Consider the following 18101-nt stretch of genomic DNA (forward strand, 5'->3'; position numbering starts at 1 on the left):
TTTACCTTAGTTCTGTTCAATCCATTTTCTAGCGTTTACAAAAGCTTCTAACCAAGGAGAAACTTCGTCTTTTCTACCTTGTGGATAATTTGCCCAGTTCCATTGGAAAATAGAGCGTTCTATATGAGGCATTGTAGCTAAATGTCTACCAGTTGCATCACACAACATTGCTGTGTTAAAAGAAGATCCATTTGGGTTAGCAGGGTAACTTTCGTAACCGTATTTAGCCACAATATGATAAGCTTCTTCTTTAAGTGGTAAATTGAATTTTCCTTCTCCGTGAGAAATCCAAACACCTAATTTGCTTCCCGCTAAAGAAGAAAGCATTACAGAATTGTTTTCTTCAATAATAACAGAAGTAAAGGCACTTTCGTGCTTTTTGGAATCGTTGTAAGTCATTTTTCCATATTCTTCTGAGGTGCTTTCAGGTTTTAGTAAATCCAATTCCATCCAAAGTTGACAACCATTACAGATACCTACTGATAAAGTATCTTCTCTTTTAAAGAAATTCTTTAAAGCTGTGTTTGCTTTCTCATTGTATTTAAATGCACCAGCCCAACCTTTTGCAGAGCCTAATACATCAGAGTTAGAAAAACCACCAACTGCTCCAATAAACTGAATATCTTCTAAAGTTTCACGACCAGAAATTAAATCTGTCATATGAACATCTTTCACATCAAAACCCGCTAAATACATTGCATTTGCCATTTCACGTTCTGAGTTAGATCCTTTTTCACGAATTATTGCAGCTTTAGGTCTTTTTTTACCAGTTTCAGGCAATTTACCCGTAAAATTCTCTGGAAATGTATAATTTAAAGGTTGACTTTTATAATTATCAAATCTATCTTGAGCTAAATTATTAGCAGTTTGTTTTTGGTCTAATAAAAATGATGTTTTGTACCAAACATCTCTTAATTGAGCAACATCAAAAGAAAAGTTGTCTTCATTGTTTTTAATGTTTACTATTCCTGAATTATTTGCAGTTCCAATATTGAAAAATTCGATATTGTTTTCTGATAAAACAGTTTCTACAGAAGCGTCTGCTTGGAAAACTATTCCTGAATTTTCTGCAAATAACACTTTTATAGAATCTTCTTCATGTAAAGATAAAATGTTAAAATCTGCTCCTAAATTTACATCAGCAAAAGACATTTCTAGTAAAGTGGTAATTAATCCACCAGAGGCAACATCATGACCAGCAGTAATTTTATCTGCTTTAATTAAGTTTTGAACGGTATTAAAAACGGTTTTTACATAAGCCGTATTTTTTACATCCGGAGCCTCATTTCCAATAGTATTTAAAACCTGATTGAAAGAACTTCCTCCTAATTTAAAATCGTCTTGAGAGATATTTATATAATAAATATTTCCTCCATCAACTTGTAAAACAGGCTCTACAACTTTAGCAATATCATTACAGTTTGCGGCTGCAGAAATAATTACAGTCCCTGGAGAAATTACATCTCCATCAGGATATTTTTGCTTCATCGAAAGCGAGTCTTTACCTGTAGGAACGTTAATGCCTAAGTCAATTGCAAATTCAGAAACTGCTTTTACAGCTTTGTATAAACGTGCATCTTCACCTTCGTTTTTACAAGGCCACATCCAGTTTGCAGAAAGTGATACAGAAGCTAAATTGTCTTTTAAAGGAGCCCAAATAATATTGGTTAAAGACTCTGTAATAGAGTTTCTACTACCAGCTTCTGGGTGAATTAATCCAGAAATAGGAGAATGCCCTATTGAGGTAGCAATTCCTTCTTTTCCTTTATAATCTAACGCCATAACACCAACATTGTTTAATGGAATTTGTAACGAACCAACACACTGTTGTTTCGCAACTTTACCACCAACACATCTGTCTACTTTATTTGTTAACCAATCTTTACAAGCTACAGCTTCTAATTGTAAAACTTGCTCTAAATAGATTTGTAAATTCTTGGTTTTATAACGTGGGTTTTTGTAATTTCTTTTAACAGAGTTGTCTGTTAAGATGGTTTTAGGAGAAGAACCAAACATGTCTTCCATTGCCAAATCCATAGGTTTGTCACCTTTGGTTTCCGATTCGAAAGTAAAACGATCATCACCAGTAACATCACCAACCGTATACATTGGAGAACGCTCTCGTTCTGCAATTTTTTGTAACGTTGCTGTATGTTTTTCGGCAATTACCAATCCCATTCTTTCCTGAGATTCGTTTCCAATAATTTCTTTAGCAGATAATGTTGGATCACCAACAGGTAACTTGTCTAAATCTATTTTTCCACCTGTATCTTCTACCAATTCAGACAAACAATTTAAATGCCCACCTGCACCATGGTCGTGTATAGAAACAATAAAATTCTCATCACTTTCTACCATTCCACGAACCGCATTTGCTGCACGTTTTTGCATTTCTGGATTAGAACGTTGTACTGCGTTTAATTCGATTCCTGAAGCAAACTCTCCAGTATCTGCAGAAGAAACAGCAGCACCTCCCATACCAATTCTATAGTTTTCTCCACCAAGAATTACAATTTTATCACCAGCTGTAGGCGTATCTTTTAAAGCTTGCTCTGCTTTTCCATACCCAATTCCACCAGCTTGCATAATTACTTTATCAAAACCTAATTTTCTAGGAGCTGCATCACTTGAAGCTGCATTTTCTTCGTGTTCAAAAGTTAATACAGAACCTGTAATCAAAGGTTGCCCAAATTTGTTTCCAAAGTCAGAAGCTCCATTAGAAGCTTTTATTAAAATATCAATAGGTGTTTGGTATAACCACTTTCTAGCTTCAAACTTTTGTTCCCAAGGTCTGTTTTCTTCTAAACGAGAATATGAAGTCATGTATACCGCAGTTCCTGCCAAAGGTAAAGAACCTTTACCACCTGCAAGTCTATCTCTAATTTCTCCACCAGAACCAGTTGCAGCACCGTTAAACGGCTCTACAGTTGTAGGAAAATTATGCGTTTCTGCTTTTAAAGAAATTACAGAATTAAAATCTTTGGCTTCGTAAAAATCTGGTTTATCTGCTGTTTTAGGAGCAAATTGCTCCACTTTTGGTCCTTTTATAAAAGCAACATTGTCTTTATAAGCAGAAACAATATCATTAGGATTTTGTTGAGACGTTTCTTTTATCATCTTAAATAAAGAAGTTGGTTGTTCTTCTCCATCAATAACAAAAGTTCCGTTAAATATTTTATGACGACAGTGTTCTGAGTTTACTTGACTGAATCCAAAAACTTCAGAATCTGTTAATTTTCTTCCTATTTTATTAGCTACACCTTCTAAATAATCAACTTCTTCATCACTTAAAGACAAACCTTCTTGTTGGTTGTATGCTGCAATATCATCAATTTCTAAAATAGCTTCTGGTGTAATGTTTATGGTAAACATTTCTTGATGCAAGCTCGAAAATTTTTCAGAAATCATCGGATCAAAATCAGAAAAATCATTAGCTACTGCCTTAAATTCTTCAATTCTTATAATACCAGAAATACCCATATTCTGAGTAATTTCAACAGCATTTGTACTCCAAGGAGTAATCATTGCTGCTCTTGGTCCAATAAAAAAAGCGTCTAAAGACGCTGTATTTATTTTAGATAAATCTCCAAATAACCATGTTAATTTGCTCACGGTTTCTTGAGATAATTCTTTTGTTGTTTGTACGGCAAATACTTTGCTGTTTTCGTTTCCAAAGAAATGAATCATTATAAAATTGATTAAAATTTAAACGACAAATTTACTTTTTTTCTTTAGAACTTAAGGTATTTATAAGGATGAAAAAACAGAGTTATTCACCTTTTTTTAACAGATAAGTTTTTAAAGAAGAGGCGTATCAATTTAAACTACAGCAGATATACATCTTTATTATTTATAAGTTATTTATTTTAAGTACAACTTTTTATGTTCAAAGGCATCTAAAGATATAATCAACTCAAAAAAACTTAAAATGCATAGAAATTTATCCAAATTTGTTACTATTCTAGGATTGTCATTTGTAATTATTAATGGTATTTGAGATTTAGATAATTTATTTGATTATACGAATCAAAAAAACATATACATCACCAAAGACAGTAACACAGATAAAAATTACAAACACATTTGTTAAAAACTAAAACTATAGTTTTAAGAATTTTTGAGTAATAGAACCCGTAAGCTGAGATATTTTTAAGATATAGATTCCGTTTTTAAGAGAAGATATATCTATATTTTTCTTGTTTTTAACTTCTTTAGAAATAATTTTTTTGCCAATTACATTAAAAACTTCTAGTGTAAAATCTGCTTTTCTATTTAGAAATAAAAAATCTCTTTGCTTAGGGTTGGAGTAAATTTTTAACTTAAAAAAAGTAGTATTGTCAAGAGTTAGATTGCCCCACCTGTCTTCAGGTTTAGGAGTTCCAGAAGGAGGGTTTCCCCATATTTTTGTTGCTAAAAAAGGGTTGTCTATAAACGGATTTCTGTTTCCTTGTGCATAAGTATTATTGGTGTTTTCGTGATATGTATTTCTGTTATCTTCTAGTATAGAAACAGGATCTTCTGCATTCCATTTTAAAAATAAATCAATCATATCATCAGGGGTACTTGTAGCGCTACCAATGCCAACAACAGAAGGTAAACATTGGTTGTTGTATCTTAGATACATGTACATAATCATTCTAGCAACATCACCTTTCCACTCATCACCAGGAAACCAACCTTGGGCAACAGTACCAGAATTTCCTGTTCCGTCTGCAAATGGTTTATTGCCTCTTTGGCCATTATATCTAACGTCTGAAGGTCTAAGATGATGCGCATCTGCACCCGCACCAGAAGTGCCTAAATTGGGGTTTCCTAAAGATCTTGGGTAAGTGTGTTCTCTATTCCAATCTCCAACATTACCACCATTATCATTAACTCCTCTTGTTCTTGCAGTAGTACCAGCGTTACTAAAACCATAAATAAGCATGACTTGAGTTGCGTTTTTAGGGTTTACATCAGTTTGTTTTGAAGCATTCCAAACGCCAGGAGTATACGATAAAAAATTAGTATGCGTATTTATGATCAACGTAGCTAAGTCATTTTTTAAAGCCAGACCACTTTTAGAAAAATCGATTTTATTGTAGTATGATTGCTGAGATAAAACAGAAAAAGAGATTAGAAACAGGAGGAAAAATGTATATTTTTTACACATTAGTTTTTAATGAATTTTGTTGAAATTACTTGATTTCCAATTTGTATTTTAAGAATATACATTCCCTTAGGTAGTTTTTTAAGATTTATTTTTTTTATAGAATTTTGATGTTGATAGATTTTTTTACCTAAGGTAGTAAAGATTATTATACTTTTAATTTTATGAGGAGATTTATTTTTTATCTCTAAAATATCTTTTACAGGGTTAGGAGAAAAAGAAATAGCATCTAATTTAACGTTTTTGGTTGAAAGAGAACTAGTTTTATGTATTCCAAAATTATCAACACTATCTTTATCTAAAATATCCCATTCATTTGTTATATTAAAATTTGTATTCGGTTCAATTACATCTATTTTTCGTCGTAGGGTTTTGTCTTTGGCAAAATTATTATCACCTCCGTTAAATGTTCCAATAATGTCTATTAAAATGTCATTTTTAAATAAACCTACAGGGTCATTACCATTAAAATTAATAGGGGCACCAAAATTATTTTTATTATCATTTGGATGAATCATATCTGCTTCATCAATTAATTTTTGAATAGAAGATTTTCCATTAATAATAACAAAAACTTCATTTTTAGGTAAAATTCCAAAAAGTTTTAAAACGTTATTTTTATCCCAACCATTGCCATTTTTACCACCATTTTGTTGACGTTTTATACTATAAATACCTAAATCTAAATCATGAGCGGTGAAGTTGGCAATTTCTAAAGCTTTATTGTTAGAAGAACCTTCTAAATATTCAGAAAAAAACAATTCACTAGCAACGGTATTATTTCCGTTAGTAGTAGCAACTATAATAGTACTTAAGGCTGAGGTATTACCTACTTTATCTTTGGCAGAAACTTGTATGTTATAATTTGTTTTTGGCGTTAAATTAATAACCGTATATGTTGTTTCTGAAACAGTTGTTATACGATTGCTATTTACAAAAAGTTCATATGCAGTTACAGTTGTATTATCTGTAGCTGCAGACCAAGAAACTACAAAAGAAGTAGTAGTTTGGTTACTTATACTAATATTTTCGGGTATTGTAGGAGGATCAGAATCTAATAATGTAGTTGCTTTTATTGGTATACTTAGGAGGGATTTATTATCAACAATATCCTTTGCTAAAACTGTAAACGTATATACTGTATTAGAATTTAGTTCTTTAATTTTTATACTAGTATCTGTGGTGTTAGCATACAAGTTTCCGTTTACATACATATCATAACTGGTAACTTTTACATTATCAGTAGCTGCTGACCAAGTTACATCTATACTAAATGTTGTAATATTTGAAATTTTTAGGTTTGTTGGGGTAGAAGGAGCTTCTGTGTCATTACCAGAGTAAATTCCCCATAAATCTTCAGCTTTAGGACCTCCCCAAATTCTAGTTGCTAAAATAGGATTGTCTATAAAAGGATTTCTATTTCCTTGTGCATTTTCGTTCATTATGTTTTCATGATAGTTATTTCTTTGTTTTTCAACTTCAGAAACAGGATCTTGAGCGTTCCACTCTAAAAATAGATCAATCATTTCATCAGGCGTTTTAGCACTATTTCCAAAGCCAATATTAGTAGGTAAACACCTGTTTCCGTATCTAACATACATGTACATCATCATTCTTGCAACATCTCCTTTCCATTCATCCCCAGGATACCAACCACCATTATTTTGAATTCCTGAAGAACCAATACCAGCAGTAAATTTTCTATTGCTTCTTGTTGAATTCCAATCTTTATCTGCAGGCCTTAAATGATGTGCATCAGCACCAGGACCAGACTCATCTAAAGTTGGTGTACCCAAAGATTGAGAATAAACATGTTCTCTATTCCAATTTCCTGCAGTACCACCATTGTCATCTTTAGCGCGAGTTCTGTCATTTTTAAGGTTGTTGTCAGCTCCTTTTTCCCAACCATAAATTAATAAAACTCTAGTATTATCTTGAGGATCTGTATCTGTAACTTTACTGGCATTCCAAATTTGATCGTAAAATAGAAAATTGGTGTGAGTACTAATTATTTTAGAGGCTAGTTCTTCTTTTAAAGTTAACCCAGTTCTATTTAAATTAATATCGTGATAATAATTCTGTTGAGAAAAAACAAAGAAGTTTGCGCAACAGAAAAAGACAATAAAAGAGAACCTTTTCATGATAGCAATTTTGATTAAAAATAGTTTCTTTTTCTAATGACTTAAAACTTATAGAGCTTTAAGCCTTTTTTTCTAATAAAGCCATGTAAAATCCATCGAATCCAGATGTATGAGCCAAGACTTTTTTATCTGATATAAAGGTAAACTCTTTCCCTGATTCTGAGGTTAAGAATTTATCAACTTGTTGTTGGTTTTCTGATGGAAGTACAGAACAAGTTGCGTATACAAGTTTTCCTCCTGGTTTTACAATTTTAGCATATTGTTGCAATACATCTTGCTGTACTTTTTTTATATTTTCTATAAATTCAGGTTGTAGTTTCCATTTAGAATCTGGATTTCTACGAATTACGCCCAAACCAGAACACGGAGCATCAATTAAAACACGATCTGCTTTTCCGTGCAGTTTTTTGATTTGTTTGGTAGAGTCTATAACTCTAGTTTCAATATTATGTGCTTTGTTTCTTTTAGCTCTTGTTTTTAACTTTTTTAATTTACTTTCATAAATATCCATAGCAATAATTTGTCCTTTATTTTGCATTAAAGAAGCTAAATGTAACGTTTTACCGCCTGCACCTGCGCAAGTGTCTACCACTTTCATACCTGGGGCAACGTCTAAATAAGCAGCTACTAATTGAGAAGAGGCATCTTGAACTTCAAAAAAACCATTATGAAAAGCTTCTGTTTTAAAAACATTGGCTCTTTCCTCTAAGACTAAAGCATCAGGATGATGCGGTATTGTTTTTGTGATGATATTCTCTGAACGTAATTTTTTTTGAAGAAGTTCTTTAGAAATAGTTAGCGTATTGGTTCTTAAAATAACCTTAGCCTGTTCATTCTGAGCAGCAATTTCTTTGGTCCATTGTTCTTCACCCAATTCAGAAGCTCCTAGTTCATCTATCCAATCAGGAATAGATTCTCTAAACTTTCTAATTCTAGAAAGTTCGTCAAATTTTCCTTTTATTCTACGTACAGGAACATCTCCAATTTGATTCCAGTCTGGTAAAGAAATTCCGCGTAAGACACACCATACAGAAAATAATCTCCAAATATTATCTCTATCGTAAGGTAATTTTACCTCAGCTATTTCTGCATACAATCTATTCCAACGAACTATGTCATAAATAGTTTCTGCTACAAATTTTCTATCTCTAGCGCCCCAGCGTTTGTCTCTTTTTAACGCTTTTTCTACAGCTTTGTCTGCGTAGACTCCTTCGTTAAAAATATCTCTAATACTATCTATTACTGCAAATGTTAAATTTCTATGTAGTCTCATTCTATATTTATGAATAGGCTGCAAATTTACAATAAAAAAGTTACCTTAAAGTTGCTTAAGGCTTAAAAAATAGTGTGTTTGCAATACGCTTTTTTTAGAAGTACTTATTGATATTCTGAGGTAAGTTCGTCTACAATTAAACCATCTTCAAGGGTTTTAATAACTCCCATTGCTGCGCGTTCACCGCTAATCATTGCGGCATTTAAAGAACTATTTAACAGTTGGTCTCCTGCTAAAAAAATAGAAGTAGTTAACTGTGTTTCTGTACTTGAAATTTCATATTGTAAATTAGACAATTTTGGAAGTGCTTTTTTGATTTGATATCTTTTTATGAATTTTGCTTTAGAAATATTACAATACTGTTCTAGTTCTTCTTGTACTTTTTTAATGAGTTCATTTGCTGTTAATTGATGCTCTTTTACTACAGTTACAGACAATACATCTTTGTTTTGGTTTGGTGATTTTTGGATACTAGTAGTATAAAAAATATTATTTATCAAAGCAGATTTGTCTGCTATGAGCCCAATAATTGCAGATGTAAATGTTTTTTGAGAGATTTCAAAATATAGAGAATCACAACTTTTCCAGGTTGTTTCTTGATTTTTTAAGTTGCTAATTAGAGGACTAGCTTCTGTGGCTACTATTGTAAAATGACTTTTAATTTCTTTTTCGTTTTCAAGAATAATAGCGTTGTTTTTTACCCGTTTTACAGGAGAATTGAAATTGAAAATTGTTTGGTTTAATTTGTTTTTTAATTGATTTGAAATAGCTTGAATACCATTTTTAGGAATTACAGCATACCCTTTACCAAACATTTTATAAACAAACTCAAACATTCTAGAAGAAGTTTCTAGGTTGGGTTCTAAGAAAATTCCACTAAAAAAAGGTTTGAAAAAGTTGGCTATAATGTTGTCTGAAAAACCATAATTTTTTAGATATTGTAGAGTGGTTATTTCTTGAGCATCAAAAATATCTTGTAGTTTTTTATTTTTAAGTGTTGTATTTAATTTTAAGATTTTAAGTTTATCACCAATTGAACCAATGTTAGCAAAAATAGTAGGAAATAAAAGAGATAAATCTCTTAACGGATCTCCAATTTTTTGCTTTTTACCATCTTTAAAAATTAAAGCACCAGGAACCAATTTTTGTAAATCTAACGCTTTGAAATCTAAGTATTTTTGAGCAGCAGGATATTCTGAGAGAAGTACTTGAAAACCATGGTCTAATACATATCCATCAACAATATCAGATTTTACTCTACCACCAACAGTATTAGAAGCTTCTATAATTGTTGGGTGATATCCAAAATTTTCTAAAACCTGTGCAGCAACTAAACCGCTAACACCAGAACCAATAATATGAATTTTATAATCTGATTTTTGCATAAAAAAGATATTTTTACAAAGATACCACTACAATTTTTTAAGTAAGATTTAGCATACAATCTTTTAACACTATTTTATAAGAATACGTTATTCCTTTTTTTGTGTTTTAGCAGCTAAATTATTGTTTAAAATATTTTGTTTTTTCTTTAAGTAAGTAGCCAATATTTTTTGTACATCTCTGTTGTCTTTTTGAGGTTGTATGTAAAACTGATATTCGTCTGGTTTTTTTAATGATGCAGCTAAATCTTTATCAAGATATCCAAAACCTTGATAAAATCCATCTAAAATAAGTGCAAAACCAATTTCATTCTCAAATCTACCTTTTTCTTTTAAGACTAAATTTTTACCTGTCAAACTTATAGATTGTATGGCTTCTTTAACGCGAATATTATAATTAGTTACAGTTTCTTTACCACAACAAACGCCCTTACATTCTTTTAATTGATGATGAAAGCACTGTTTTACATTCGTTTGCAAATGACAATATTTAGGGCATAATGTGTATGTAGCACATAGCTTTTCTAGGAAATTTCTACATTCTGTTAAAGAATAAAATGTAGCTATGGGATTTGGAGTTAGCTTTATTTTATTAAAAGCCAAATGCACTACTCCTTTTTGATCTTCATAAGAAAACAAACCAATAGCACTGTTGTTATTTTTTTGAGAACGATTGTATTTTGGATATTTGTTTTTTATTTCTGATGATTCTAATAGCAACGCCAGTAACTCACTACCAGTTTCTGAATACGAAATATGGGCAGTTTCCATACATAGTTCTCTTTCTTTTTTCTTTTTGTCATAAAAATGACTGATAACCCTTTGTTTGATATTGTTAGCTTTACCAACGTAAATAATTTCTTTTGCTGTGTTTTTAAAATAGTACACACCAAAAGTTTCTGGCAAACTATCTACTTCTTTTTTGTCTAAAAGAGGAGGTAAGGTAGCTTGTCTAGAACGTGGATTTAAAAAGGAGTTGATAATAAAAGAATTGTCTCTTGCTAATAGTCTTCTAAATAATTCTGTAGTGGCTTCTGCATCACCTTTTGCTCTGTGTCTACCGTTAATAGTAATACCTTCATTTGTACAAATGTTACCTAAGCTATATGATTGTAGACCAGGAATTATTTTTCTTGATAACCGAACAGTACATAATTTTTTACGGTTAAAGTTAAAACCTAAACTTGCAAATTCGTCTTTTATAATATTGTAATCAAAATTTACATTATGAGCAACAAAAATGGTGTCTTTGGTAATTTCTTGCACTTTTTTTGCAATCTCAAAAAAACGAGGTGCGTTTCTAACCATAGCATTTGTAATGCCAGTAAGGTTGGTGATAAAAGGTGGAATATTTTGCTCTGGATTTACGAGAGAGGTAAATTCATTGACCACAATTGTTCCATCAAAAACAAAAATAGATATTTCTGTTATTTTTTGTCCCTTATGTCCATTTCCTGTGGTTTCTATGTCTACAATACTGTACAATTAAGCTACTATTGCCTTTAAATCAGAAATAGTTGCAGTTGGATTGTCGCTTTTAAAGACATAACTACCAGCTACCAAAACGTTAGCACCAGCCTCTATTAAAGCATTTGCATTTTTATCTGTTACACCACCATCAATTTCTATTTGGCAATTTGCTTTAGAAAATTCTATTAAATGGCGTAATTGACTCACTTTTTTATAGGTGTTTTCTATAAAAGATTGGCCTCCAAAACCAGGGTTTACACTCATAATACAAACTACATCTAAATCTACAATACAGTCTTCTAATACTGCTATGGGAGTGTGCGGATTTAGTGCAACCCCAGCTTTCATACCAGCTGCTTTAATGGCTTGAATAGTTCTATGCAAATGCGTGCAAGCTTCGTAATGTACTGTTAGAATATCTGCCCCCAAATCTGCAAAAATTTGAATATACCTGTCTGGATCTACAATCATTAAATGTACGTCTAGCGTTTTTTTTGCATGAGTTGCTATTGCTTTTACTACAGGCATTCCAAAAGAAATGTTGGGTACAAAAACACCGTCCATTATGTCTATATGAAACCAATCAGCTTCACTGTTATTTATCATTTCTACATCTCTTTGCAAATTTGCAAAGTCTGCTGCTAAAACTGAAGGTGCAATTAAATTACTCATTAAATAGTTCGTGTTTTTTTGCAAAGATAATTATTTTGTGGCTGCTAAAAGAGTGAAGTAATTTTTTAATATGAGAGGTTTACGTTTAGTATGGTAATAGGTTAGCAAACAGGTTTAGCCGTGATTGAAATGGCATCCTTTTTTTGCTGACATTTATGGAAAAAAAAGATAGAATGGAAAGCACGAATTGCTTCAAAAAAAAACTCTCAAAAAATAAATTTGAGAGTTTTTGGTATATTATACGGTTTGGAATTACCCAAGGTAAGTCATTAAAATTTTACTTCTAGACGTATGTTTTAGTCTACGAATTGCTTTTTCTTTAATTTGACGTACACGTTCACGAGTTAAATCAAACGTTTCTCCTATTTCTTCTAGTGTCATTGGTTGGTGTTCTCCTAAACCAAAGTATAGTTTTACAACGTCTGCTTCTCTTGGTGTTAAGGTTTCTAAAGCTCTGTTAATTTCTATTCTTAACGACTCGTGTAGTAAGGTTCTGTCTGGGTTTGGAGATTCTCCCGAATTTAAGACATCGTATAGGTTAGAGTCTTCACCTTCTATTAAAGGAGCATCCATAGATACATGGCGTCCAGAATTTTTCATAGACTCTTTAACGTCATTAACCGTCATGTCTAACTTCTTTGCAATCTCTTCTGCACTTGGAGGACGCTCATTTTCTTGTTCTAAGAACGCGTACATTTTGTTAATTTTATTGATAGAACCAATTTTATTTAACGGTAAACGTACAATACGAGATTGTTCTGCTAAAGCTTGTAAGATAGATTGACGAATCCACCATACGGCGTACGATATAAATTTAAACCCTCTAGTTTCATCAAAACGTTTTGCGGCTTTGATTAACCCTAAGTTTCCTTCATTAATTAAGTCTGGTAATGTTAATCCTTGGTTTTGGTATTGCTTCGCAACAGATACTACAAAACGTAAATTGGCTTTTGTTAATTTTTCTAATGCTCTTTGATCGCCTGCTTTTATAAGCTGTGCTAATTCTACTTCTTCATCAGCTGTAATTAAGTCTACTTTTCCAATTTCCTGTAAATACTTGTCTAACGATGCAGTTTCTCTGTTGGTAACCTGCTTTGTAATTTTAAGTTGTCTCATCTAATTCTTTATGACTTTTAAAAGGATTAATGTATTTGCTACATCTTATTATACGTTGGTATTTGAAATAATGTTACAAAAAGGTTGATTTTTTTTAAAAGAACTTTTTTTACCATTGGACGACATAAATTTACGCTTAAACTTTTTTTTCTGAGACATTGTGACTTATTAAGTTTTTTTGTGTCAAAATAATACTGAATTGAAAACTATTGACGTTAAAACTTTAAGTAATGAAGACTTGGTCTTTAAAATAGTAGAAACTAACAATACACAATTGTTTGCTGTTTTATATGATCGTTTTTCTAAAGTTGTTTATAATAAGTGTTACGGTTTCTCCAAAAGTAAGGAAGAAGCAGAAGACTTAACTCATGATGTTTTTATCAGATTATTTGTAAAGTTAAAAACCTTTAAAGGTAACTCTAAGTTTTCTACTTGGTTGTATTCTTTTACCTATAATTTTTGTGTAAATTATGTACAAAGAAATAGCCATAAAAAGAAAGAAAAAGTTACGGTTGTTACAGATAATATAAAAGATGATGATTTTTCTTTAGAAATTGATGATGCAACTCTATTTGAGTTGAAATCTGAAAAACTAGAGAAAGCATTAAGTTTAATTGAACCAGCAGACAAAATGATTTTACTAATGAAATATCAAGATGATATGAGCATTAAAGAAATTACAGAAGTTTTAAATGTTGGAGAAAGCGCTGTTAAAATGAGAATTAAGAGAGCGAAATTAAAAGTTGTAAGAACCTATGAAGAGTTATAGAAATGGACAACCCTTTTAAAAGAATTATACACCACCAGAGTGTGCCAGAAGTTCTAAAGAAAAAAGTATTAAGCGATATAGGGATGATTAAACTCACCTTAGATATTGCTGATTTATTTTTAGTCAAATACCCAAATACTGTTGGAGATTTATTAAGCAGCAACAATAATAATTTTAATAAAAAAGACTAAATATGAGCAGAACACTACAATTTATTGAACTTAAAACCGATTTTAGTTTTCTTCAAAATTTATGGACTAATTTTGCAACCTTTTTACCTCAGTTGTTAAAAGGAATAGCCTTTTTAGTTGTAGGTTGGCTATTGATAAAATTCATTTTATTTTTGGTAAAAAAAGCACTTGGATTTACCAATATAGATACGTTACCAGAGAAGCTAAAGGTTGATGAGATTTTGGGCGAATCTTCTGTGAAAATTCAACCTACAAAAATTATTATTACTACGCTAAAATGGATTTTAATTTTAGTATTTGTAATAATAGGAGCTGAGCTTTTGGGGCTAAGAATGGTTTCTGAACAACTTAGCAATTTAATAGCATATTTACCTAAATTAATTGCGGCGTTAATACTATTTGCAGTAGGAGTATATGTAGCCAATCTTGTTAAAAAGGCTCTAATAGGTACGTTTAAATCTTTAGAGTTAACTGGCGGTAATTTGGTTGGTAATATTGCTTTTTACATTATTTCTATTATTGTTACAGTTACAGCTTTAAATCAAGCAGGAGTAAATACAGATTTAATAACCAATAATTTATCTATTATTTTAGGAGCAATTTTAGCTTCTTTTACAATAGCTTTTGGTTTAGGTTCTAGAGATGTTATTAAGCGTTTATTATTTGGTTATTACTCAAGAAAAAACATACAACAAGGAGATAAAATTAAAATTAACAATTTTGAAGGCGTAGTAGAAAATATAGATAATATTTGTGTAACTTTGCAAAATGAAAAAGGCAAAATTATACTTCCGATTAAAGAAATTGTAAACAACAAAATTGAAATTATAAATTAATTAATAGCATTGATAAAGAGTTGGGGGACAATTTATCAATATAGCGTGATGTATATCACTAAAAGAAAGAGACCACAATTTGTGGTCTCTTTTGTTTTAATAGATGATGAGGTTTTTTAAAATAAACCGTTTATTTGAGAATCAATTCTATCTATAATATAGCCCAAATCTTCTTGATTGTCTACAAAATCAATATTATCAACATTAATAACGAGTAACTTACCTTTAGTGTACTTAGAAATCCAAGCTTCATAACGCTCATTTAACCTGCTTAAATAGTCAATACTAATAGAGTTTTCATATTCTCTACCACGTTTATGAATTTGCCCTACTAAAGTAGAGATATCTGCTCTTAAGTAGATTAACAAATCTGGGGGTGATATTAGATTTTCCATCAACTCAAACAAAGAACTATAATTGCTATAGTCTCTATTGGTCATTAGACCCATTGCATGTAGGTTAGGCGCAAAAATATGAGCATCTTCATATATTGTTCTATCTTGTATGATATTTTTGCCAGTTTCTCTTAATTCTAAAATTTGACGAAAACGACTATTTAAAAAATACACTTGTAAATTAAAAGACCAACGTTCCATCTCTGCATAAAAATCATCTAAATAAGGGTTTTCATCTACAGATTCAAAGTGAGGTTTCCATTTGTAATGTTTCGCTAAGAGTTTGGTTAGTGTAGTTTTACCAGCACCAATATTACCAGCAATTGCAATATGCATAATTTAGTTTTAAAAGGATATAATGGGATGATAAAGGTAATAAAAAATATAAAAGAAAGGTATGCTTAACAAATCAATTTATAACCATAACCTCTTATATTTATAATTTGTATAGAGGTGTCTTTTTTTAATTTTTTTCTAAGTTTGGTTATAAAAACGTCCATGCTTCTTGCATTAAAAAAATCATCATTTCCCCATAGTTTGTTCAAAATAAAACTGCGGTCTAATACTTGATTTTTTTTCTGATATAAGTAAAACAGTAGTTCAGATTCTCTGTGTGTTAGTTGAGTAATTTCTGATTGAAATTCTAATATTTGCTTGGTTTTATTAAAGGTAAAGTGTCCTATTTGTAAGTGTTGTAAATTGGCTTGTAAGGTAATTCTAGAAAGTAAGGCTTTTATTCTAATAATTAATTCTTCCATAGAAAATGGTTTTTTAAGATAATCGTTTCCTCCATGATTGAACCCCTCTACAACATCACTTGCTTGAGATTTAGCTGTTAAAAAAATAATAGGAATTAACGAGTTTTCTTCTCTAATCTCTTTGGCTAAAGTAAAACCATCTTTTAGAGGCATCATAACATCTAAGACAAGAATATCAATTTTTTCTGATTGATAAATTTCTAAAGCTTCTATTCCGTTTTTTGCATGAAAGACATTAAAATCTCTAGATTCTAGGCTTTCTTTTACAATTATACCCAAACTCTCTTCATCTTCTGCTAATAGTACCTTTATTTTACTCATTGGGTAAATTTATTTTAAATGTATTTGTGTTTTTAGTAGTTATTAGGGTAATAATTCCTTTATGTTTTTCAATAATTTTTTTACAATAGTAAAGTCCAATACCAAAACCCTTTACATCATGAGTATTCCCTTTTGGCACTCTATAAAATTTGTCAAAAATCTTTTCTTGCTCTTTCTTATCTATACCTTTTCCATTATCAGCTATGGCAATTTCTACAGAGTTTAAAACAGAATTTACATGTATTTGTATTTTGTTACCTCCGTACTTTATGGCATTGTCAATTAAGTTTGAGATGCAGTTTTCAAAATGAAAAACATCAACATTTATATGTATAGGTTGTAAATTAGTAGAAAAAATAAGCTCTTTTTTAGATAATAATTTATGTTTTATAACTAAACGTTCTATAATTTTTACTGTATCAATATTTTCTTTTTTTAAGATTAATTTTTCGCTATCTAATGTGGCTGTTTCCAGTAGTTTTTCTACCATTTGGTGCAATTTCTTTAGCTGTACAGAAGATAGAGCTAAATATTTTTTTGTTTTAGTCTCATCTTCCAAAACATTAAAATTTTCTATAGCCTCTATAGCTGTAGAAACTGTAGCTATGGGTGTTTTAAATTCGTGAGTAATGTTGCTAATTAAATCATTTTTTATGTTGGCTAAATCTTTTTGTTGCTTTATAATTCTTAATAAATAAAATAAAGAAGCTATAGTTGCTGTAGACAGTAATAAAGATAATAAAATACCAAAAAAACTCCTTTTTAAAGTTTCTACGTGTGGAGAATTGAAGTACAATTTAAAGGTTTCTCCATTTTTCACAAAGGTAGATTTAGCATTTATAAATAAGTCTTTAGAATCTAGAGAATTAGTTTGAGGCGCATAAAATAGGGTGTCTTGTTTTAGATGATGTAAGCTAGTTTCTAATATGAGGTCTTTAGTATTTAATTGATTTTTAATCAATGAATCCATCTTTTTATAATCTACATTATTGTTTAAAAAAGAAATAAATATGGGTTTAATATTTTTAATAAATCTAAGACTATCTGCTGCTTTTTTACCTTTAAAATAGGTTACAGCAGTCTTCTTTCCATTAGAATTTAGGGTAATACCTTCTTTATTATTTAGAAACTGAGTAAACAACTTTCGATTTAGTATTGGTAATACATTTGAGTCGTTACGATTAAATTTTGTAACAAAGTTTTTTGTAGAGTTCATGATAGAATCTATCTCTTTTTGAGACATATGCTCATCACTCGTAATTTTAATATTATTTAAGGTTACCTTCTTTTTATTTTTTGTTTGCGTTTTAAATGTATTCCATCTAGATAAAGAAGTTATATTTTTTAGAGAATCTTTATTTTTTTTAGAATTTACGATGGTTATGAAATCATTTTTAGCCAAAAAAGCGTAATATTCTTCAATAGCATTGTCTAGACTTAATTGTATTTCATTGGTTATAATTTGTTGGTTTGTTTTGTAATTTTTATAGTTCCAATAAAACTGAATACCAATAGTAATTAGAATAGTAATGGTTATTAAATAAAGAATCCATTGTTGTTTTTTAACATTCATACTTCAAAAGTACAGTCTTTTTCTAAGAATTTTAAGCTCTTAACACTCGTTAACG

14 protein-coding genes are annotated in these 18101 nt (G+C 30.6%); 3 read left to right on the top strand and 11 right to left on the bottom strand.

Annotated features, from left to right (window positions below; all coding sequences use genetic code 11):
- Positions 1-6: 6 nt before the first annotated feature.
- From purL to DUT90_RS01350, 8 genes are all read right to left on the bottom strand, one after another.
- Positions 7-3687 carry a phosphoribosylformylglycinamidine synthase gene (gene purL / locus DUT90_RS01315; RefSeq protein WP_114424914.1) on the bottom strand — a complete coding sequence of 1227 codons (3681 nt, stop codon included), beginning with the start codon at positions 3685-3687 and terminating at the stop codon, positions 7-9.
- A 412-nt stretch (positions 3688-4099) separates the two neighbouring features.
- Positions 4100-5152, bottom strand: a complete 1053-nt coding sequence (locus DUT90_RS01320) for an endonuclease (protein ID WP_114424915.1) — start codon at positions 5150-5152, stop codon at positions 4100-4102.
- Positions 5152-7290 carry an endonuclease gene (locus DUT90_RS01325; RefSeq protein ID WP_114424916.1) on the bottom strand — a complete coding sequence of 713 codons (2139 nt, stop codon included), beginning with the start codon at positions 7288-7290 and terminating at the stop codon, positions 5152-5154. Before DUT90_RS01325 ends, DUT90_RS01320 begins: the two co-directional genes overlap by 1 nt.
- 58 nt (positions 7291-7348) lie before the next feature.
- Positions 7349-8563: an RsmB/NOP family class I SAM-dependent RNA methyltransferase gene (locus DUT90_RS01330; RefSeq protein WP_114424917.1), complete on the bottom strand. Its 1215-nt coding sequence runs from the start codon at positions 8561-8563 to the stop codon at positions 7349-7351.
- 104 nt (positions 8564-8667) lie between these two features.
- Positions 8668-9948, bottom strand: a complete 1281-nt coding sequence (locus DUT90_RS01335) for an FAD-dependent oxidoreductase (protein ID WP_114424918.1) — start codon at positions 9946-9948, stop codon at positions 8668-8670.
- Between the two features lie 87 nt (positions 9949-10035).
- Complete coding sequence (locus tag DUT90_RS01340; protein WP_114424919.1) at positions 10036-11430, bottom strand: 3'-5' exonuclease family protein; 1395 nt, start codon at positions 11428-11430, stop codon at positions 10036-10038.
- Positions 11431-12087 carry a ribulose-phosphate 3-epimerase gene (rpe, locus tag DUT90_RS01345; RefSeq protein WP_114424920.1) on the bottom strand — a complete coding sequence of 219 codons (657 nt, stop codon included), beginning with the start codon at positions 12085-12087 and terminating at the stop codon, positions 11431-11433.
- Between the two features lie 252 nt (positions 12088-12339).
- Complete coding sequence (locus tag DUT90_RS01350; protein ID WP_114424921.1) at positions 12340-13203, bottom strand: RNA polymerase sigma factor RpoD/SigA; 864 nt, start codon at positions 13201-13203, stop codon at positions 12340-12342.
- Between the two features lie 199 nt (positions 13204-13402).
- Here DUT90_RS01350 and DUT90_RS01355 point away from each other — a divergent pair, with 199 nt between their 5' ends.
- The 3 genes from DUT90_RS01355 to DUT90_RS01365 are packed head-to-tail and all read left to right on the top strand — an operon-like array spanning position 13403 to position 14999.
- Positions 13403-13972 carry an RNA polymerase sigma factor gene (locus tag DUT90_RS01355; protein WP_114424922.1) on the top strand — a complete coding sequence of 190 codons (570 nt, stop codon included), beginning with the start codon at positions 13403-13405 and terminating at the stop codon, positions 13970-13972.
- Positions 13973-13974: 2 nt separating this feature from the next.
- Complete coding sequence (locus tag DUT90_RS01360; protein WP_114424923.1) at positions 13975-14163, top strand: hypothetical protein; 189 nt, start codon at positions 13975-13977, stop codon at positions 14161-14163.
- Positions 14164-14165: 2 nt separating this feature from the next.
- Positions 14166-14999, top strand: coding sequence for a mechanosensitive ion channel family protein (locus DUT90_RS01365; RefSeq protein ID WP_114424924.1), 834 nt, complete (start codon positions 14166-14168; stop codon positions 14997-14999).
- Between the two features lie 116 nt (positions 15000-15115).
- Here the strand turns inward: DUT90_RS01365 and DUT90_RS01370 are convergent, their stop codons facing one another.
- The 3 genes from DUT90_RS01370 to DUT90_RS01380 all read right to left on the bottom strand — a co-directional run bounded on the left by DUT90_RS01370 (position 15116) and on the right by DUT90_RS01380 (position 18046).
- Positions 15116-15730: a deoxynucleoside kinase gene (locus tag DUT90_RS01370; RefSeq protein WP_114424925.1), complete on the bottom strand. Its 615-nt coding sequence runs from the start codon at positions 15728-15730 to the stop codon at positions 15116-15118.
- 65 nt (positions 15731-15795) lie between these two features.
- A complete protein-coding gene (locus DUT90_RS01375) occupies positions 15796-16473 on the bottom strand; it encodes a response regulator transcription factor (protein ID WP_114424926.1) in 678 nt (225 codons plus the stop codon).
- Positions 16466-18046, bottom strand: a complete 1581-nt coding sequence (locus DUT90_RS01380; RefSeq protein WP_114424927.1) for a sensor histidine kinase KdpD — start codon at positions 18044-18046, stop codon at positions 16466-16468. Before DUT90_RS01380 ends, DUT90_RS01375 begins: the two co-directional genes overlap by 8 nt.
- Positions 18047-18101 lie beyond the last annotated feature (55 nt).

The organism is Polaribacter sp. WD7 (assembly GCF_003335085.1).
Classification (GTDB): Bacteria; Bacteroidota; Bacteroidia; order Flavobacteriales; family Flavobacteriaceae; genus Polaribacter.